Genomic DNA, 17937 nt, shown 5'->3' with positions numbered 1-17937 from the left:
CCGGCTACTCAGCCTCTCCTTCAATCTCTCCTTTCAACCTTGGCCGACATCGATTTCGAATACGAACAGGCCAAGGAAAACATCAGCAAGAACTCGCCGGATCTAAACTTGAGAATCCGAGTTCTTGAGAAGCTAAAGTCGCAGCATCATGAACGGCGGATGCCCTATATACGGGAATTGGCAGTTCTTCAGGAACGTATGATCTCGCACAGATAAAAGAGATCGCACGCATTACGACCGTCAGTACCGAGTCACGCATTCAATCATAAGAGACGCGAACTCTTCGGGGCCAAGAAAAGCACAAGCATCGGATCACACGGTACGCCGCCGTCAGACCCGAGCATAATTCCTACCTCTCGAGGGAATGAGCTTATGACCGAAGAAGAAATTGAAATCGTCGCAGAAGAGCTTGCAAAAATTGGTGGTGTTTCCTGGTACCCGGGCCGCGAGACGGGTACCCTGATGAGGGTCGTCACGGACCGTTATCGTGACCGGGCACGCATCGCGATCGAAGCGCTCGACAGGTACAGGGCGAGTCAGCAGACCGCCGTCATCCAGGATAACGGCGATAACAAGCCCTACGAATCAGCCCCTCCTGCCCATGTCGCTTCCGGGGACCAGGAGGAGATCAAGCCAGGCAGCACGGTCGTCTACCGCCCTCCGGGTGATCGCCGAGCCTATCCCTGCCGCGTCGTGGAGATCGAAGGCAGTCGGGCCTATCTGGCGCCCATCCTCCGATCCTGCACGAACTGGGTTTCGATCGAATACCTCACACCGCAAGGCGAGGTTCAGCACCTGTCAGCCGGAGACAAGGCTTGAAATCGGCTTAAAAGCAGTCCTGGTAGCTCATTCCAGGCCAGGACTGCTTGCTCATAAGCGCGCGCGGGTGCTACGGGGCGTTGCCAAAAGCAGATTGGTTTCCGAGGCGATGACGCCCGGAATCAGACGAATGCGCCTTAAGATTCCATCGAAATCGGACAGGTTAGCCGCGCCGAGCTCGACGATGAGATCCCATTTTCCGTTCGTGGTGTGAATGGCGCTGACCTCTGGAAATCCTCCGAGAGAATCTACCACTCGATCCGCCGCACGGCCTTCCACTTCGATCAGCATGATACCGCGCACCGGCAGCGACACCGCATCCGCCCGCAAAATCACCGTATAGCCGACGATATCGCCCGAGCGCTCAAGGCGTTCCATGCGGGCCCGCACAGTCGCCCGGGACACATCGAGTTCGAGGGCAAGGTCGGAGACGCTGCGCCGGCCATTATGGCGCAGGAGCGTGATGAGGCGCTGGTCGAGATCGTCCATTCTGATCACTTTGGCAATAACTGCTTGTCAAAATGTTCAAACAACCTGAGCTATTTGTCAAACTAGATTGTTCAAATCGCCAATCCTCTCCCCTAGCTTGGCTAAAGTGTTTGGAGGGATCGATGACGCAAAAGCCCTGCATTCTGTTGGGAGCGCCTGTTCAAGAAGGTGCCGGTCGGCTTGGCTGCGATATGGGGCCGAGCGCCTTCCGCACCGCCGGCCTGGTCACCGAGCTGAAGAACCTGGGCTACACGGTGGAGGATCGCGGCAATATCGCGCCTGCACCTCTTCGTGAGCTGCGCCATGACAACAGCGCCATCAAGGCCTTGCCGGAAACCGTCGGCTGGACGGAGGCTATTGCCGAGGCCGCCTACAAGGCAAGCGGGGAAGGCATGCCGATCTTCCTCGGTGGTGACCACAGCCTCTCCGCCGGCTCCATGACGGGCCTTGCCCGCAGAGCGGCGGAAGAAGGCCGCGAGTTTTTCGTGCTGTGGCTCGACTCGCATCCCGATTTTCACACACTCGAGACCACGACGAGCGGCAACCTGCACGGCGTACCCATGGCCTATGCCACCGGGCGCAAGGGCTTCGACGGCTACTTCCCGAAAGTGCATGCGCCGATCAAGTCCGAGAACGTGTGCATGATGGGCATCCGCAGCGTCGATCCTGCCGAGCGCGCGGCGTTGGCCACCACTGGCGTCACGATCCACGACATGCGCTCCATCGACGAGAACGGCGTCGCGCCGCTGCTCGACGCATTCCTCACGCGCGTGGCGGAAGCCGACGGCATTCTGCATGTGAGCCTGGACGTGGACTTTCTAGATCCCGGCATCGCGCCAGGCGTCGGCACGACGGTGCCGGGCGGTGCGACGTTCCGCGAGGCGCATCTCATCATGGAGATGCTGCACGATAGTGGCCTCGTGCGAAGCCTCGACCTCGTCGAGTTGAATCCCTTCCTGGACGATCGCGGACGCACGGCCCTGCTCATGGTCGATCTCGCCTCGAGCCTCATGGGCCGCCGCGTGCTCGACCGTCCTACCCAGAGTTATCGCCATACGCCTAAAGCGGTCGAAGCATGATCCCGAACCTCAACATCGTCCCCTTCGTCAGCGTCGATCACATGATGAAGCTCGTTCTCGCCATCGGCGTAGAGCGCTTTCTCCTGGAGCTGTCCGAATATATCGAGTCCGATTTCCGCCGCTGGGAGCTGTTCGACAAGACGCCGCGCGTCGCCTCGCATAGCCGCGAAGGCGTGATCGAGCTGATGCCCACCAGCGACGGCGAGGTCTATGGCTTCAAGTACGTGAACGGCCATCCGAAGAATACCCGCGAAGGCCGCCAGACCGTCACCGCCTTCGGCGTGCTGGCGGATGTGGGTACCGGCTATCCCGTGCTGCTTACGGAGATGACCATTCTAACGGCGCTGCGCACCGCCGCGACCTCGGCGGTGGCTGCCAAGTATCTCGCGCCGAAGAATGCCCGCACCATGGCGATCATCGGAAACGGCGCGCAGGCAGAATTCCAAGCCGTCGCCTTCAAGGCGCTTCTCGGCGTCGACAAGTTGCGGCTTTATGACATCGACCGCTCGGCAAGCACGAAATGCGTGCGCAACCTTGCCGGTTATGGCTTAGACATCACGGTGTGCTCATCCATCGAGGAAGCGATGGAGGGCGCGGAGATCGTCACCACCGTCACTGCCGACAAGCAGAATGCCACCATCCTCACCGACAACATGGTCGGATCGGGCTTGCACATCAACGCGGTCGGCGGCGACTGCCCCGGCAAGACCGAACTTCACGCCGACATCCTGAAGCGTTCCGACATCTTCGTGGAATATCCGCCGCAGACGCGCATCGAAGGCGAGATCCAGCAGCTCGCGCCGGATTATCCGGTCAAGGAGCTGTGGCGCGTGATCGCGGGCCAGGAGACGGGCCGCGCGAGCGAGCGGCAGATCACCCTGTTCGACTCCGTGGGCTTCGCCATCGAGGATTTCTCGGCCCTGCGCTACGTGAAGAAGCAGATCGCGGAAACCGGCCTCTTCGAGGAACTCGACCTGCTCGCAGACCCGGACGAGCCGCGCGATCTCTTCGGCATGCTGCTGCGCGCGGCAGCGGCTCCGAACGCGGCATGAGGAAATACCTCATAGCCTCACCCTGAGGAGGACCTTCAGGTCCGTCTCGAAGGGCGAGGCGTCTCCAGTGGTTTCTGGAACCTCCTTCGAGACGCCGCTGAAGCGACTCCTCAGGATGAGGTTGAGCGTGAGCAAATGACCGCGGTTAGAACCGGTCCGCGCGATAGGGCGACGGATCGCAGAAGGTTTCCTCGCCCGTCATCATCTCGGCGAGAAGACGGCCTGTCACGGGCCCCAGAGTCAGACCATGATGGGCATGGCCGAAATTAAACCAAAGCCCCTTATGGCGCGGTGCTTCTCCAATGACGGGGCGCATGTCGGGTAAGCATGGCCTGCGCCCGAGCCAAGGCTTTGGCTCCACGCGCTCAGCCAGAGGAAAGAGATTGCGGGCCATCGCTTCCGCGTGATCGAGTTGGCGCGCATCCTGCGGTGCGTCAAAGCCTGCCAATTCCACACCCGTGGTGAGGCGGATGCCTTTGCTCATCGGGGTCAGCACATAGCCGCCTTCGAAATCGAGCACCGGCTGGTTGAGTTTGGCTTCGCCCTTGGCGCCGTAATGCATGTGGTAGCCGCGCTTGACGGCAAGCGGAATGCGATAGCCGAGCGGCTTGAAGATCTGGTCCGACCAGGGGCCGAGAGCAACGACGACCTCTGCCGCCGTAACAAGCCCCTCCTCTGTCGCCACAATCCAGTCCTGTCCGCTCTGCGAAAGACTGCGCGCATCGCCGGATGCAAAGCGTCCGCCCCGCTTCATGAAGAGCGCGACATAGCCTTTGGTCAGCGCCTCCGGATCCGACACCGTCGTCGGATCGCGCCAATGGATGGCACCGATGGGAGAATCCAGAAGGTGCGGCTCCCGCGCCTTCAACTCCGCCGCATCGAGTATGTCGTAGTTCAGGCCGTATCGTTCGACATCCTTGGCGGCGGACAGCGCCTTCTTCTTACCCTCAGACGTGCTGAACGTCTCGATCCAGCCGCTGCGGCGCAGGAGATGCGTGAGCTCTGCCCTGTCGATCAGCTCATCGTGCTCCGTCACGCAGCGCTCGATGAGCGGGAGCATGGCATTCGTCGCTTCGAGCAGGCGCTTCGATGATGAGTGCAGCCAATACTGAAAAAGCCACGTGCTCATCTTAGGTAAATGCGCAAGGCGATAGCGCACGTCCGGCGAGCGGTTCAGGCCATAGCGCAGCAATGCTGAGAATTGCCGTGGCATCGCATAGGGGATCACGCTCGCACGTTCGATGAGCCCGGCATTGCCATAGCTCGTCTCCTCGCCTGGTGAACGGCGGTCGATGAGACAAACCGAGCGCCCGCGTGATTGCAGGTGAAGCGCGGCGGAGACCCCGACGATCCCAGCGCCCAGCACGATGACGTCATAACGCATGATAAGCGATCTCGATTAGGCGTTGGGCTTGAGAGCGGATTTCGTCATGCGGCTGAGCCAGCCCGCCTGCACGGGCTGCGACTCGCCCATTTTCAGGTGGCGCGTCAGCCGCCGTTCCAGCACCGCCCAGAGCCTTCTGATGCACTCGACGATGATGAGGTAGAGCACCGCCGCCCACAGATAGAGCTCGAAATTGTAGGAGCGCGAGAAGGCGAGCTTGGTGACGCCCATGAGGTCATAGATCGTCACCAGCGATGCGATGGCGCTGGCCTTGACCATGAGGATCAGCTCGTTGCCGAGCGGACGCAGGGCCACGATCATCGCCTGCGGGAAGACGACCTTCGCGAAGATGATGGCGTTATGCATGCCGAGAGCGGCAGCGGCCTCGCGCTGCCCTCGTGGCACGGCCTGGATGCCGCCGCGAAAGATCTCTGCCTGATAGGCCGCCGTGTTCAGAGTGAAGGCGAGCAGCGCGCAGTACCACGCCTCGCGGAAGAACCACCACAATCCGACATCGGTCCAGAAACCGCGCAGGGAGCCGAGGCCGTAATAGAGCAGGAAGAGCTGCGCCAGCAGCGGAGAGCCACGGAAGAAATAGATGTAAGCGCCCGAGAACCAGCGCAGGGCGAGGTTTTCCGACAGGCGGGCGAGGCCCAGCAGGAGGCCGAGAACACCGCCGAGAATGAACGAGATCGTCACCAGCTGCGCGGTGACAACGACGCCATCGAGAAAGCGCCAGCCGTAACGGTCGAGAAGATCGAGATTGATGACGAGGCCGAGAAGATCGCGCAACATCCGGTCAACCCCTCACATGGCCGCGATTGGCGCGGCGCTCCAGGAACGCGAAGGCAAAGCCAGAGCCCGCCGAGAGGATCAGGTAGAGGAAACAGGCCGTGAGATAGAACACCATCGGCTGCTTCGTGGCACCCACCGCAAGGTTCGTCTGGCGCATGATGTCGACGAGGGAGATGGTCGAGATCAGCGAGGTATCCTTCAGCAACGTCAGCCAGTTGTTGGACAGGCCCGGCAGGGCCGCTCGCATGAGCTGCGGAAACACAACAAGGCGGAAGGAGAGCCATTTCGTGAGGCCGAGCGCACTCGCCGCCTCATACTGCCCTCTCGCGATCGTATTGAGTGCGCCCACCCAGACCTCGCTGGAGAAGGCCGCGAGCACGAGACCGAAGGCGATCACGCCCGCAAGAAACGCATTGATCTGGATCTGCGCCTCGAAGCCCATGGCCGCCATGAGACGCTGGATGAGGATCTGCCCACCGTAATAGACGATGAGAAGGGTCAGCAATTCCGGCAGCCCACGGAAGATCGTGGTGAACACAGTGGCTATCGCGCGCAGGCGCGGACTGTTAGAGCGCGCCATCAGCGCAACGCCGAGGCCCAGAAAAAGGCCAACGGGAAGAGTCGTGAGCGCAAGGCTCAAGGTGACGAGAGTGCCCGCCGCGAGTGCAGTGCCCCAGCCGCCATCGGAAAAGGAAAGAAGCGAAAGAATATCCTGCAATGGACTGGCCCGCCGCCGTGGTGAGCCTCACCCTGAGGAGGATTGCATGAGCAATCCGTCTCGAAGGGAGAGGCGTTTCCAGAGTGTGCTGGAGCCTCCTTCGAGACGGTCGCTCCGCGACCTCCTCAGGATGAGGGCAAAGTGACTTAGTAGATGTCGAACGCGAAGTACTTGTCCTGGATCTTTTTATAGGTGCCGTCGGCGACGATGTCCTTGATCGCCTTGTTCAGCGCGGCCTTCAGCTCCTTGTCCTCCTTGCGGATGGCGATGCCCGCCTCGGACATGGTGCCTTCGATATCACCGAGAAGCTTGCAGCAATCCTTGCCGCTGTTCTTCAGCCACTCGACGAGTACGAACTTGTCGGCCACCGCAGCATCAAGGCGACCATTGGCGAGATCGGCATTGGCCTCGTCCTGGGTCGGATAGAGCTTCGCATCCGCCCCGCCCTTGCCGTAAGTGTCCTCGGCATAGATCGACTGGGTGGTGGAGGATTGCGCGCCGACCGTCTTGCCCTTCAGGGAGGCGACGCTCGTGTCCTTGATCGGCGAGTCCTTCGGCACGGCCAGAGAGAGCGGCGTGCGGTAATAGCGGTCGGTGAACTCGACCTGCTGCTTGCGCTCGTCCGTGATCGTCATGGAAGCGACGATGGCGTCAAACTTCTTGGCCAGCAGCGCCGGGATGATGCCGTCCCAATCCTGGGCAACAATGGTGCACTTCACCTGCATCTTCTCGCAGAGCGCATTGGCGATATCGATGTCGAAGCCCTGCAGCTTGTTGTTGGAATCCATGAAGTTGAAGGGCGGATAGGCGCCCTCCGATGCGATCACGATTTCCTTCTTCATCTGCGCCGACGCCAGGGACGTCATGCCCAGGATGCAGATGCCTGCTGCGAGAAGTGTCTTGTACATCTTGTAACCTCTGTGTTTCGACCTGTCCGGTCCTGTCCACGCCTGCCTTACGGGTTTGCCGTATAGCCGACGAATTCGTGATAAAGTGCGGCTGTTTCATTCAGCCGCTCCTCGACCGCGGGGCCGAGTTCATTGAATACCGCGTTCAGCAGAAGATGCACCAGGGACAGCATCGGCGCCGTGGATTCCCAGAACAGATTGAGGTCCGTGGGAATGCGGAACACCTCGCTGGTGCAACCTTCCGCCCAGTCGCAATAGATGTCGGTCACCAGGGTGACCGGGATCCCCCGTTCATGCGCCTTGCGGGCTAAAAGACCGGCCTGCCGCGAATAACGGCGCGCCTCGAAGATCACAAGAGCCGATCCGCCGTCGCTCCCAAGAATGGCCTCGCCGAAATGTCCGGAGGCCGTATCGAGCAGATGCACGCCGTCACGCAGATATTGAAGATTGTGAACGAGGGAGGCCGCGAGCCCCCTCTCCGTTTGGAAACCGGCGACATGGACCTGGCGCGCCGTGGCGAGCCGTCGGCTCACCGCCTGGAAGGCCGGGGATTGCGCATATTCGTAGACCTGAACGAGCGCCGCCACCTCGTGCTCGAAGCTCCGGGTCAACTCGCCCATGTCGTGCCGGCTGCGCGCCTGGAATTCCTTGAGCCGATCCCCCAGAAGCCAGGGGCTGCCACCGAGATCGGTCCGCAGGTGATCCTTGAGGTCCTTGAGGTGCCGGTAGCCGATGGAGCGGCAGAACCGCCCCACGGTCAGTTCGCTGACACCGATCTTCTGGGCGATGGAGGCCGAGGTCTCGAAGGGAAGGTCATTGAGGTTCGCCAGCATAAAGCTCGCCACCGCCCTGCCGGACGCGGTCGCCTTGATCAGGCTCTCTTCCAGGCGCTGCTTGACGTGCTGGCTCACGAAAATCTCCCGTGAGGGCATTTAGGCAGCTTTCTGACATGAAAGCAAATACTGCCGGGTTTCTGTCCAAGGCTTCTGCTGCGAGACCGAGAAGCGCAGTTCTGCAAGCCGCCTCAAGGCGATGCTTCACTGTTGCAGAAAATCACTAGTCGATGCGCGTCCGCGAACTTATATCCGCATTCATAGGGCCGTTGGACGGCTCGCGACGTTCGAAAGGGCACAGCCATGACGATGCCATGCTGCCCGGTCAGGGCCAGAAGCTGACCACCACCTGCCTCTTACGGCACTGGAAGCTTTGACGCGCGCCTGAGCGAATCTCCGCTCCGGGCACGACGTCCCTTTCGAAGAAAATTCACATGGGCAATCCCATTTCTGCGGACGCCAATCGGCGCGTCCGCCTTTTCACGTCGCCGCAATCCTGGATCGAAGGCGCGGCGATCCGACAACTCGAACAGCTCGCCGAGCGCAACGGCGTTGAAACCGTGGCCGGCATGCCGGATCTGCATCCGGGCATGAACGGCCCGGTGGGCTGCGCCGCTCTCAGCCGGAACATCGTCCATCCCGACGTCGTCGGGACGGATATCGGCTGTGGCATGCAGTTCTGGTCTCTCGACCTGAAGGAGCACCGCCTCAAGCTCGACAAGGCCGCCGACCGCATGCTGGCCCTCGAAGGGCCGTGGGGCGGCGATGCCAAGAACCGGTTTGCCGAGCACGGTCTCGACGCGGGTCTCTTCACGGAGAGCCTTGGCACCATCGGTGGCGGCAATCACTTCTGCGAGGTTCAGGCCGTGGCCGAAATCCTCGATGAAGAATCCTCCGCACGGGCCGGGATCGCCAAGGGCGGCCTCTACCTGCTGGTCCATTCCGGCTCACGCGGGCTCGGAGCGCATACGCTCTCGCGCCATCATCCGGGCCATGCTCATGGCATCGCCTTGAATGAAGGAGGCCTCGCTTATCTGGAGGAGCACGACATCGCTCTGCGCTTTGCCGCGCTCAACCGGCGCGTCATTGCGCAGCGTGCGATCGAGGCTTTGCGCACGGAAGGCGTCGAGATCGTCGATGCGCCTCACAACTTCGCCGAGCGGCAAGGAGACACGATCCTTCACCGCAAAGGCGCGGCCTCGTCCAACCGTCCTCTCCTGCCCATTCCGGGCTCGCGGGGAGCGGTGACCTATCTGGTCGAGCCTCTTGCCGAGAAGGCCGAGGAAGCGCTGTTTTCCCTCGCTCATGGAGCCGGTCGCAAGCACGACCGCGCTTCCATGGAGAAGCGCGTGAGAACGCAGGCTGGCGATCTCGACAAGCTGACCCGCAACACCTTCGGCGGGCGGATCATCTGCATGGATCGCAAGCTCCTCGTCGAGGAGGCGCCCGAGGCGTACAAGGACATCCGTCGCGTCGTGGCGGATCTCGAAGCGCATGGTCTTTGCCGTACGGTGGCGATCATGCGTCCGCTCATCACCTTCAAGACGGCGCGGGATGCCTCCCGTTCCACCGAACGGAGGCGCTCATGAGCACGCTCATTCTCTGCGTGACGGCAGGCCGTGGGCCCGCCGAGTGCCGCGAGGCCATGGCGCACATCGTCGATCTGATGCGGGAGGAAGCGGCCGAGCACGGTCTCGCCTTCGGCATGGAAACGGAGCAAGGACGCGCATCCACCTTCGTCTCCATCGACGGCGAAGCAGCGGATGCCTTCGCCCGCTCCTGGGAAGGATCGGTGCAATGGGTGGCCCGCAGCGGCTTGAGGCCAGGTCACAAGCGGAAGAACTGGTTCGTCGCGGTCCACCGCCTGCCCTCGCCTCCTCAGCTCCCGGAGGTCAAGGAAGCGGACATCGCTTTCGAAACCTTGAGAGCCGGAGGTCCGGGCGGCCAGCATCAGAACCGGACGGAAAGCGCCGTCCGCGCCACGCACCGCCCCACGGGCGTTTCGGTCGTGGCGCGCGACGAGCGCTCGCAGCATCGCAACAAGGCGCTCGCGGTCGAACGACTGCGCGCGCTGATTGCCGCTGTGCATGAACGGGAGCGCAATGCGGTGCAGTTCCGGCAATGGCTCGTCCGCATCTCGGTGGAACGGGGCAACCCGGTCCGGACATTCGAGAACGGCAAGCTCGTTCAGCGACAGTGACAGAGCATGAAAAGCGTCGGGCTGAAGTTCCGTTCAGCCCGACGCCCCGCCCGCGAGCCCATCGAATTCGGCTTGAGGGAGCGATCGGTTATCAATACCCTTCACCGCACATTCGCATCGTCGGATCAGCATAGGATCTTGCCATGAATAAGCGTCGACTCGGTCGCTCGGACCTCTTGGTTTCGCCTCTCTGCCTTGGCGGCAACGTTTTCGGCTGGACCGCCGATGAAGCGACATCGTTCAAACTTCTGGATGCCTATGCGGGAGAAGGTCTCAACTTCATCGACACGGCGGATGTGTATTCGACCTGGGTTCCCGGCAATACAGGCGGCGAGTCGGAAACCATCATCGGCAAATGGATGAAGGCTCGCGGCAATCGCGACAAGCTGATTGTCGCCACCAAGGTCGGATCCGAGATGGCGCCGGACAAGAAGGGGTTGTCGCGGAGCTATATCCGCTCCGCCGTGGAGGCGTCGCTCCAGCGGTTGCAGACGGATTACATCGACCTCTATCAGTCGCACCGCGACGATACCGAAACACCTCAGCAGGAAACCCTCGAAACCTATGCGGAGCTGATCCGCGAGGGAAAGGTGCGCGCAATCGGCGCCTCGAACTTCACGGCGGCCCGTTTGGAAGAGGCTCTGGAAATCAGCGAGCGGCTCGGCCTGCCGCGCTATGAGAGCGTTCAACAGAAATACAATCTCTATGACCGCGAAGAATACGAGAGCGGCTTGGAACCCCTGTGCCGCCAGCAGGAGATCGGGAACATTCCCTATTACGGCCTCGCCAGCGGCTTCCTGACGGGCAAATACCGCTCGGAAGCGGATTTCGGAAAAAGCCCTCGCGGCGGTCGGATGAGCGCCTATCTGAACGGGCGCGGCAAAAAGATTCTTGCGGCGCTGGACGAGGTTTCGGCACGCAAGAGCGCAAACCCGGCCCAGGTCGCCCTGGCCTGGCTGATGGCAAGGCCCGGATTGACCGCCCCTATCGCAAGCGCCACGAGCCTCGAGCAGATGAAGGACCTCGTGGCATCGACGAAGCTGCAGCTCGACACGGCAGACATCGATCTGCTCGATCAGGCCAGCACCTGGAAATAGGCTCAACGTGCCGTCGCTAGGAATGTTACGGAACAGCAGACAATCGGCTTCGTTTTTCTTTCATCACTGAAAGGCGCTTAAGGGGTCGTATCGTGAAAGCTCTTCTTTCATTCGTCGTCATGGCAGGCCTCTCGACAAGCGCCATGGCGCAATCAACCCTCTCCATGACCTGCGCGCAAGCCAGGCAGGTCGTCGCGTCCAGAGGCGCAGTTGTCCTGAATACAGGGCCGACGACCTATGACCGCTATGTCCGCGACGCCAGTTTCTGCGACCGTTCGACAACCACTCAACCGGTTTGGGTCAGAACTGCCGATACGGTCAAATGCCCGATCGGATCCGTCTGCCGCTCCGTCGAGATCGATAACGGACGCTAAAGGAGGCCGCGCAGATCGATAGGCCTCTCTCCTCGATCCGTTACGAATTGGCCGGTTTGGTAATGACGTACAGGCCGACATCGATGATGTTGGCGCGGAAGCCGGCCTCGCAATAGCAGAGGTAGTAATCCCACATGCGCCGGAACCGGTCATCGAATCCCAGCGTGGCGATTTCCGACCATGCCCGGTGGAAGCGAATACGCCACTCGGCCAGAGTCCGCGCATAGCAGGATCCGAAGCATTCCGATGCGGCGAGCGTCAGACCTGCCGCCTCGACCTGCGACTTGAGAAGTGTCTTCGACGGCAGCATTCCGCCGGGAAAGATATGTGTCTGGATGAAGTCGGCGCCGGCGCGGTAGGACTCGTAACGATCCTCAGAAATGGAGATGACTTGGAGCACCGCACGACCGCCTGGCTTGAGACAGCGCTGGAGAGTGGCGAAGTAAGTCGGCCAATAGGCTTCGCCCACAGCCTCCAGCATCTCGATCGAGACGATGCGGTCGAAAGTGCCGGCGACGTCCCTGTAATCCTCAAGCCGGATATCGATCCTGTCGGACAGCCCTTTTCTGTCTCTCAGCGCCATCGCGTAGGCACGTTGCTCTTTCGACAGCGTCAGAGCGGTGATGTGGCCTCCCTGCTCCGCCATCCTCGTTGCAAGAGCGCCCCAGCCGCAACCGATTTCGAGAACCGAGTGGCCGGGTGAAAGCTGAAGGAGATGCGCGATGCGATCGATCTTTGCCTGCTGCGCCTGTTCGAGATTCATGCTGCCCTGCTCGTACAAAGCCGACGAATAGGTCATCGAGCGATCGAGCCACAGCTCGTAGAAATCATTGCCGAGATCATAATGATAGGCGATGTTCCTGCGGCTCCCCTTGCGCGTATTGGCGCGCATGAGATGGACTGCCCGGCGCAACAGGCGCATGGGCCATTTACCCTGGATCATGCGATCCAAGCCAGCATTGTTCAATGCGGCGAACATGATGAGCGTGGTCAGGTCCGGCGTCGTCCATTCACCGTCGATATAGCCTTGAGCGAAACCGAGATCACCCTGGCTCGCGATGAGGCTCAAGGCGCGCCATCGATGCAGCACCAATATGGCCTCAGGCCCCGGCTGCCGGGCATCGCTGCGGATCCTCTCTCCCGAAGGCGTCTCGATGATCAGGCTGCCGTATTGAACGCCTGACAGGAGTTCTTGCAGGAAAAGACGCGCAAGGCCGATTTTCCTTCGGCTGCCATCGGAGGTCATGCCGCGTGGTGCAATCGGCTTGCCGGCATTCTGGAACGTCATGATGAAGCTTCCTACAGGGATCGATATTATGCCGTCGTCAGGGGCTGTTCGGGCGGAGGCGGACGCTTCCTTAGGCCGATGCCTTTGATCCAGAGGAAGAACGCCTCCCAATGGATTCCGGCGATCACCTTCAGCGTCAGGAGCGGATGCGTCACGAATGCCGATAAGAGAGCGGCATTGGAGAGAGATTTACGCGTGCCCACGAGGGAGGCTATCAGGATTGCCCCCTCCCGGTCTTCGCATCGGATGGAAACGGCGATCGTGTCGTCGGGGCAGACGACACGGAATGCATAAGAAAGATCCATGTCCATGAACGGCGAGACATAGAACCGCTTGGGGATCGACTGGCGCACGATGCTGTCCCCCGCCTCGACGGGCAGGACATAGCTGTGGCGTTGGCCGAAGGTGTTCGAGACCTCATAGAGGATTGCGGCAAGCTCGCCGTTCCGCCGATAGCAGAAATAGACGCTCAACGGATTGAATCCATAACCGAGGACGCGCGGCATGGTCAGGAGCAGGATGCGTCCGCCATCGGGCTCGATACCCGCCTTGCGCATCGCCGCTTCGACTTGTGGGCGTAAGGGCTGTCCCGAACGGTCGCCGTAATCCTTCTCGTGAACGCTGAACAGATTGAAACGATTGAGCGAAAGAAGGAGATTGCATGCCGCAACCTCCTTCATGGTGTCGATGTCGAGAAGAAGCCAGAAGACGCGATAGCGCAAAGCGTGCTTTCGCGGGCGCATGCGCCGATGCACGACACTTCCGACGTAAAGTGCCGAACCTTCCTTCATCAGGCAGCCTCTGCGAGAGGATCCGCAGGCACGCGAGCAGGCAGACATATGCGGCCGGATTCATTCGAAACCTGCCACGGCCTGCGCAAGCCGCCAAGCTCCTCCGCAACGGCAAGGCCCGCCTGGAGGCCGTCTTCATGAAAACCGGATCCGAAATAGGCGCCGCAGAACCATGTGTTGCGACCTCCCTGAAGGGACCAAAGCTTTTCCTGGGCAAGGATCGCCTCCCGATCGAACAGGGGATGTTCGTAAAGCCCCTCCCACAACACGGTTTCGGGACGCGGTTCCACGGCCGGATTGAGAGTCACGAAAAGCTGGCGGTCCTCGGGAAGGTTCTGAAGGCGGTTCATCCAATAGGTGACGGAAAGGCGGGTGGCGTCCATGTCACGGCGCGAGAGGTAATTCCAGCTCGCCCAAACGGAGCGGCGGCGCGGCATCAAGCGCTCGTCGCAATGGAGCATTGTGCGGTTGCGGCTGTAGCGGAACGCACCGAGCAGATCCATTTCCTGAGCCGTCGGATCGGCAAGGAGCCGCAGCGCCTGATCGGCATGGGTGGCCATGACCACGTGATCGTAGGTTTGAACGGTTCCTTGCCGGGTTTCCACCGTAACGCTTGAGTCTTTGCGCGTGATCCGCGTTGCGGCATCGCCCGCGATGCATTGTCCGGAGAAATCAGAGAGCAATTTTTCCACATAGACGCGGCTGCCGCCATCCACTGTACGCCAAATCGGCCTGTCGGCGAATTTCAGGAGACCGTGGTTCTCGCAGAAACGAATGAAGGCCGCGGCGGGGTAATTTTGAATCTCGTGGCGGGGCGTCGACCAGATCGCCGCCGCCATGGGATAGAGATGATCCTCCCGGAACGCGGTGCCATAGCCCTTGGCATCGAGATAATCGCCGAGCGACATGAGCCCCGCCTCGGCAAGATCGGCGGGAGCATTGCGATAGAACCGGACCAGATCGGAAAGCATGGACCAGAAACGCGGGCGAAAGGCGTTGCGCTTCTGCGCGAAAATCCCGGCAAGATCGGTGCCCGCATATTCGAGAGTGCCGTCGTCCCTGGAGACCGCGAACGACATATCGGTCGCCCTGGTTGGAACGCTGAGATGGCAAAAGAGCGCGGTCAGGTTGGGATAGGCAGGTTCGTTATAGACGATGAACCCCGTATCGACAGGAATCCCGCCAGCTTTAGACGCAGCATCCACCGTGTGGGAATGCCCTCCGAAGCGCTCGTCCGCCTCGATCAGGGTCACGTCATGGCTCTTGCCGAGAAGCCACGCGGCCGAAAGGCCGGAAATCCCGCTGCCGATGACCGCGATTTTGAGTCTTTTGACGCCATAGCGAGGGCTGGAGGCATGGAAGGGGGCGTTCACGGAGGCAGCCTTTCGCTTTCGTCACTGTCGGCTTAGATACGTATCTCCATCTGTTTTGGATCAGCGAAGAATGCGATGATCCAAATCGACGGTCGGCTCGTATCAAGAGGCATGCATGCAGTCAGTCTCACAGCAGAACGCCCTGGATACCGGGCCTTGCGCCCCCGGAGGCGCCCGGTAATGGCCCGGGCAGCCCCTTCCGCGCAAGGGCCTGATTTCGACCGCCTTCTGCTCTCCGTCGGCACCGGGCGCGACAAGGATGCGTTTTCCGCCCTGTTCCAGCATTTCGCCCCGCGCATCAAAACCTATCTCATGCGCTCGGGCTGCCCTGGAAATGTTGCGGAAGAGCTGGCGCAGGAAGCGCTGTTGAGCGTCTGGAGAAAAGCAGCCTCGTTCGACCCGGCCCGGGCCGGTGCAGGCGTGTGGATCTTCACGATCGCGAGAAACCTCCGCATCGACCAGATCCGGCGCGACAGGAACGCCGCCACCTACGAGCCCGATCCGAGCGATGAGCCGGATCTTCCGCCGCCAGCGGATTCCTATCTTCTGGCGTCGGAGCGTGAAGAGCGGGTGCGCACAGCCCTGAAACATTTGTCCGAGGAGCAGGCAAAGATCGTCCAGATGTCTTTCTTCCACGACAAGCCGCATGCGGAAATAGCCCGTGATCTCGGAATCCCGTTGGGAACCGTGAAATCCAGGATCAGGCTGGCCATGGACCGGCTTCGCAACCTTCTGGGTGATCTGCTATGAGCGCGAAACATCACCCGAGCGACGAAACACTCCTGCGTTATGCTGCAGGTACCTTAGAGCCCGGACCGGCGCTTGTCGTCGCGACCCATCTCGAACTTTGCCCTGCCTGCTCGGACAAGGCCCGCACCTTCGAGGCCGTCGGCGGAGCCATGCTCGACGACCTGCCGCCAACAGAGATGGCCCATGATGCGCTGGACAAAGTGTTGTCCCGCATCGATGCCGAGCCTCGCCACGCAAGCCCGAAGCCTGCAGCCAGGCGCCCTGCCGTCCTCGACGGCTTTGTCCTGCCCGATGCTCTCAAGGGATGCGACATCGGCCCCTGGCGCTGGCGCGGTCCCGGTGTGCATATGAGCCGTGTCGTCATTCCCGATGCACCGAAGGCGAGCGTGATGCTGATCAAGGTCGGCGCGGGTCGCCGCCTGCCGCATCACGGCCATACCGGCACGGAGTATACGCTGATCCTGAAGGGCTCCTTCACGGATGATGGCGTGCGTTTCGCCAGGGGCGATATCGAGGAAGCGGATGCCGATGTGAAGCATCAACCCGTCGTCGATCCTGATGGCGAATGCATCTGCCTTGCGGCCATCGATGGGCATATGCGCCTGCAGGGCTTGATCGGACGCCTGGTGCAGCCTTTCGTGGGAATCTAGTGGCCAGCATGAACGCGATGACGGCAGCCTTGCTTCTTACGGGCGCCGCCATCGCGCTGTCCGCCATCATGACGCTCGCCTGGCGCGTGCAGATGCGGACAAAGCAATCGGGCTGGATCGACACCATATGGTCCTTTGCCGTCGGTGCGGTTGGTGCATGTCTTGCTCTCTGGACTGGCAATGACGGCGCCCTCTCCTTCCGCCAGATCCTCGTTGCCGTTCTCGCCGCCGCGTGGTCGCTGCGCCTCGGGCTCTCTTTGGCACGACGGACGCGGAAGGGTGGAGAGGATCCCCGCTATGCGGCCCTTTACGAAGAATGGGGCAAGGATTATCCGCGCCGTCTGTTCTGGTTCCTGCAGATTCAGGCCGCAGCCGCTTTCCTGCTTGCAGCAACCATCGCCATCGCAGCCCACAACCCAAGCCCTGAGCTGCGTATCGCAGATATCGCAGGTACCATGCTGCTTGCCGTTTCCGTCCTGGGCGAGCGCCTTGCTGACAATCAGCTGCGCGACTTTCGTGCCAATCCCGCCAATGGCGGAAAGATCTGCGAGAGCGGATTGTGGGCCTATTCACGCCATCCGAACTATTTCTTCGAATGGCTCGCCTGGTGCGCCTATCCGCTCTTCGCCATCAATACCGACCTCTCCTACCCGATCGGCTTCGCCGCTCTAATAGGACCCGCTTTCATGTATTGGCTTCTCGTTCACGTGTCGGGCATTCCGCTCCTCGAAGCGCATATGCTGCGCTCCCGAGGGGCAGCTTTTGAGGCCTATCGCTCAAGGGTCAATGCGTTCTTTCCCGGACCGCGCCGGCTCTGAGCGCATCAGGCCTTGGTGAACCACGCAGTAATCAGATAGCCCAGCGTCGCCGAGAGCGCGGTCAGGAAAGTGCCCCAGGTCATGTCGACGATAGAAACCAGGATCGGCCATTCACGAAGGGTCGACTGGTTCGTCAGATCGTATGTGGCATAGGCAATGAATCCGAGCATAGCGCCATTGAGCAGAGCCGTGGTCCATTGCCCTGTTTGTAGTGCCGGGACGACGGCGAAATAGACAATGCCCACCACGTAGAGAAGATAGAAAAATGCGGCCACCAGCAGCCGCGGCTGCTCGGCCAGAAGATCGCCGAGCATGGGCCGGTAGAAAGCGCTCGCCATGGTTGTCAGCCACACGAAGTCGATGGCGAGAAAGATAACGGCGGTCACGCCATAGGCTGCAAGATAGATGTTCACGCTGAATGTCCGGCTCATGATTGTCACGCTGTCCTGCAATACGGTTTCTTGCCGCATTTGGATCACGAACCGGATGAATGCAACTTCCTTAAAAACAAAGCCGGGC

19 protein-coding genes and 1 pseudogene are annotated in these 17937 nt (G+C 61.0%); 10 read left to right on the top strand and 10 right to left on the bottom strand.

Annotated elements, in window-relative coordinates:
• The first annotated feature begins 372 nt into the window (after nt 1-372).
• The gene (locus MJ639_RS00805) at nt 373-819 is read left to right on the top strand and encodes a hypothetical protein (protein ID WP_243367807.1); all 447 of its coding nucleotides are present in this window, start codon (nt 373-375) and stop codon (nt 817-819) included.
• Between the two features lie 51 nt (nt 820-870).
• Here the strand turns inward: MJ639_RS00805 and MJ639_RS00800 are convergent, their stop codons facing one another.
• A complete protein-coding gene (locus MJ639_RS00800) occupies nt 871-1308 on the bottom strand; it encodes an Lrp/AsnC family transcriptional regulator (RefSeq protein WP_243367805.1) in 438 nt (145 codons plus the stop codon).
• 122 nt (nt 1309-1430) lie between these two features.
• On the opposite strand from MJ639_RS00800, the gene rocF reads away from it, so the two are divergent.
• The gene (rocF, locus tag MJ639_RS00795) at nt 1431-2387 is read left to right on the top strand and encodes an arginase (RefSeq protein WP_243367803.1); all 957 of its coding nucleotides are present in this window, start codon (nt 1431-1433) and stop codon (nt 2385-2387) included.
• Nucleotides 2384-3439, top strand: coding sequence for an ornithine cyclodeaminase (locus tag MJ639_RS00790; RefSeq protein WP_243367801.1), 1056 nt, complete (start codon nt 2384-2386; stop codon nt 3437-3439). Before rocF ends, MJ639_RS00790 begins: the two co-directional genes overlap by 4 nt.
• A 145-nt stretch (nt 3440-3584) precedes the next feature.
• Here the strand turns inward: MJ639_RS00790 and MJ639_RS00785 are convergent, their stop codons facing one another.
• From MJ639_RS00785 to MJ639_RS00765, 5 genes and pseudogenes are all read right to left on the bottom strand, one after another.
• Nucleotides 3585-4823, bottom strand: coding sequence for an NAD(P)/FAD-dependent oxidoreductase (locus tag MJ639_RS00785; protein ID WP_243367799.1), 1239 nt, complete (start codon nt 4821-4823; stop codon nt 3585-3587).
• 90 nt (nt 4824-4913) lie between these two features.
• Nucleotides 4914-5618: pseudogene (locus tag MJ639_RS00780) on the bottom strand (ABC transporter permease); the annotation flags it as partial.
• 4 nt (nt 5619-5622) lie between these two features.
• A complete protein-coding gene (locus MJ639_RS00775; RefSeq protein WP_243367795.1) occupies nt 5623-6336 on the bottom strand; it encodes an ABC transporter permease in 714 nt (237 codons plus the stop codon).
• Between the two features lie 146 nt (nt 6337-6482).
• Entirely contained in the window at nt 6483-7244 is a 762-nt protein-coding gene (locus tag MJ639_RS00770) for an ABC transporter substrate-binding protein (protein WP_243367793.1), read from the bottom strand.
• 47 nt (nt 7245-7291) lie between these two features.
• Nucleotides 7292-8155, bottom strand: a complete 864-nt coding sequence (locus MJ639_RS00765; RefSeq protein ID WP_243367791.1) for a MurR/RpiR family transcriptional regulator — start codon at nt 8153-8155, stop codon at nt 7292-7294.
• 356 nt (nt 8156-8511) lie between these two features.
• Between MJ639_RS00765 and MJ639_RS00760 the strand changes: the two genes are divergently transcribed.
• From MJ639_RS00760 to MJ639_RS00745, 4 genes are all read left to right on the top strand, one after another.
• The gene (locus MJ639_RS00760; protein WP_243367789.1) at nt 8512-9666 is read left to right on the top strand and encodes an RNA ligase RtcB family protein; all 1155 of its coding nucleotides are present in this window, start codon (nt 8512-8514) and stop codon (nt 9664-9666) included.
• Nucleotides 9663-10277, top strand: a complete 615-nt coding sequence (gene prfH, locus MJ639_RS00755) for a peptide chain release factor H (protein ID WP_243367787.1) — start codon at nt 9663-9665, stop codon at nt 10275-10277. The genes MJ639_RS00760 and prfH overlap by 4 nt, the downstream gene beginning before the upstream one ends.
• A 143-nt stretch (nt 10278-10420) precedes the next feature.
• The gene (locus MJ639_RS00750) at nt 10421-11374 is read left to right on the top strand and encodes an aldo/keto reductase (RefSeq protein WP_243367785.1); all 954 of its coding nucleotides are present in this window, start codon (nt 10421-10423) and stop codon (nt 11372-11374) included.
• 92 nt (nt 11375-11466) lie between these two features.
• Nucleotides 11467-11748, top strand: a complete 282-nt coding sequence (locus MJ639_RS00745) for a hypothetical protein (protein ID WP_243367783.1) — start codon at nt 11467-11469, stop codon at nt 11746-11748.
• Nucleotides 11749-11788: 40 nt separating this feature from the next.
• Here the strand turns inward: MJ639_RS00745 and MJ639_RS00740 are convergent, their stop codons facing one another.
• From MJ639_RS00740 to MJ639_RS00730, 3 genes are read right to left on the bottom strand one after another with little or no spacing between them, the layout of a single operon-like run.
• The gene (locus MJ639_RS00740; RefSeq protein ID WP_243367781.1) at nt 11789-13036 is read right to left on the bottom strand and encodes an SAM-dependent methyltransferase; all 1248 of its coding nucleotides are present in this window, start codon (nt 13034-13036) and stop codon (nt 11789-11791) included.
• A 26-nt stretch (nt 13037-13062) separates the two neighbouring features.
• Entirely contained in the window at nt 13063-13827 is a 765-nt protein-coding gene (locus MJ639_RS00735; protein WP_243367779.1) for a DUF1365 domain-containing protein, read from the bottom strand.
• The gene (locus MJ639_RS00730) at nt 13827-15200 is read right to left on the bottom strand and encodes an NAD(P)/FAD-dependent oxidoreductase (protein WP_243367777.1); all 1374 of its coding nucleotides are present in this window, start codon (nt 15198-15200) and stop codon (nt 13827-13829) included. Before MJ639_RS00730 ends, MJ639_RS00735 begins: the two co-directional genes overlap by 1 nt.
• Nucleotides 15201-15380: 180 nt before the next feature.
• Here MJ639_RS00730 and MJ639_RS00725 point away from each other — a divergent pair, with 180 nt between their 5' ends.
• Genes MJ639_RS00725 through MJ639_RS00715 form a run of 3 tightly spaced genes read left to right on the top strand, consistent with a single transcriptional unit; the run spans nt 15381 to nt 17418 of the window.
• Nucleotides 15381-15950, top strand: a complete 570-nt coding sequence (locus tag MJ639_RS00725) for a sigma-70 family RNA polymerase sigma factor (RefSeq protein ID WP_243367775.1) — start codon at nt 15381-15383, stop codon at nt 15948-15950.
• Nucleotides 15947-16600, top strand: a complete 654-nt coding sequence (locus tag MJ639_RS00720) for a ChrR family anti-sigma-E factor (RefSeq protein ID WP_243367773.1) — start codon at nt 15947-15949, stop codon at nt 16598-16600. Before MJ639_RS00725 ends, MJ639_RS00720 begins: the two co-directional genes overlap by 4 nt.
• 17 nt (nt 16601-16617) lie before the next feature.
• Nucleotides 16618-17418, top strand: coding sequence for a DUF1295 domain-containing protein (locus tag MJ639_RS00715; RefSeq protein ID WP_423790750.1), 801 nt, complete (start codon nt 16618-16620; stop codon nt 17416-17418).
• Nucleotides 17419-17423: 5 nt separating this feature from the next.
• Here MJ639_RS00715 and MJ639_RS00710 read toward each other — a convergent pair whose 3' ends face one another.
• Nucleotides 17424-17831 carry a DUF2177 family protein gene (locus MJ639_RS00710; protein ID WP_243368993.1) on the bottom strand — a complete coding sequence of 136 codons (408 nt, stop codon included), beginning with the start codon at nt 17829-17831 and terminating at the stop codon, nt 17424-17426.
• Nucleotides 17832-17937: the final 106 nt, after the last annotated feature.

The sequence above is a fragment of the Microvirga solisilvae genome, assembly GCF_022808595.1.
In the GTDB taxonomy this organism is placed as follows: domain Bacteria; phylum Pseudomonadota; class Alphaproteobacteria; order Rhizobiales; family Beijerinckiaceae; genus Microvirga; species Microvirga solisilvae.
Note: the sequence above shows the minus strand (reverse complement) of the source record. Positions and strands in the feature narration are given on the sequence as shown.

Coding starts and splice junctions, on each gene's coding strand:
- MJ639_RS00725 (WP_243367775.1), top strand. CDS start 15,381: ATGGCCCGGGCAGCCCCTTCCGCGCAAGGGCCTGATTTCGACCGCCTT.
- MJ639_RS00785 (WP_243367799.1), bottom strand. CDS start 4,823: ATGCGTTATGACGTCATCGTGCTGGGCGCTGGGATCGTCGGGGTCTCC.
- MJ639_RS00800 (WP_243367805.1), bottom strand. CDS start 1,308: ATGGACGATCTCGACCAGCGCCTCATCACGCTCCTGCGCCATAATGGC.
- MJ639_RS00770 (WP_243367793.1), bottom strand. CDS start 7,244: ATGTACAAGACACTTCTCGCAGCAGGCATCTGCATCCTGGGCATGACG.
- MJ639_RS00720 (WP_243367773.1), top strand. CDS start 15,947: ATGAGCGCGAAACATCACCCGAGCGACGAAACACTCCTGCGTTATGCT.
- MJ639_RS00790 (WP_243367801.1), top strand. CDS start 2,384: ATGATCCCGAACCTCAACATCGTCCCCTTCGTCAGCGTCGATCACATG.
- MJ639_RS00760 (WP_243367789.1), top strand. CDS start 8,512: ATGGGCAATCCCATTTCTGCGGACGCCAATCGGCGCGTCCGCCTTTTC.
- MJ639_RS00750 (WP_243367785.1), top strand. CDS start 10,421: ATGAATAAGCGTCGACTCGGTCGCTCGGACCTCTTGGTTTCGCCTCTC.
- prfH (WP_243367787.1), top strand. CDS start 9,663: ATGAGCACGCTCATTCTCTGCGTGACGGCAGGCCGTGGGCCCGCCGAG.
- MJ639_RS00715 (WP_423790750.1), top strand. CDS start 16,618: ATGACGGCAGCCTTGCTTCTTACGGGCGCCGCCATCGCGCTGTCCGCC.
- MJ639_RS00740 (WP_243367781.1), bottom strand. CDS start 13,036: ATGACGTTCCAGAATGCCGGCAAGCCGATTGCACCACGCGGCATGACC.
- MJ639_RS00735 (WP_243367779.1), bottom strand. CDS start 13,827: ATGAAGGAAGGTTCGGCACTTTACGTCGGAAGTGTCGTGCATCGGCGC.
- rocF (WP_243367803.1), top strand. CDS start 1,431: ATGACGCAAAAGCCCTGCATTCTGTTGGGAGCGCCTGTTCAAGAAGGT.
- MJ639_RS00805 (WP_243367807.1), top strand. CDS start 373: ATGACCGAAGAAGAAATTGAAATCGTCGCAGAAGAGCTTGCAAAAATT.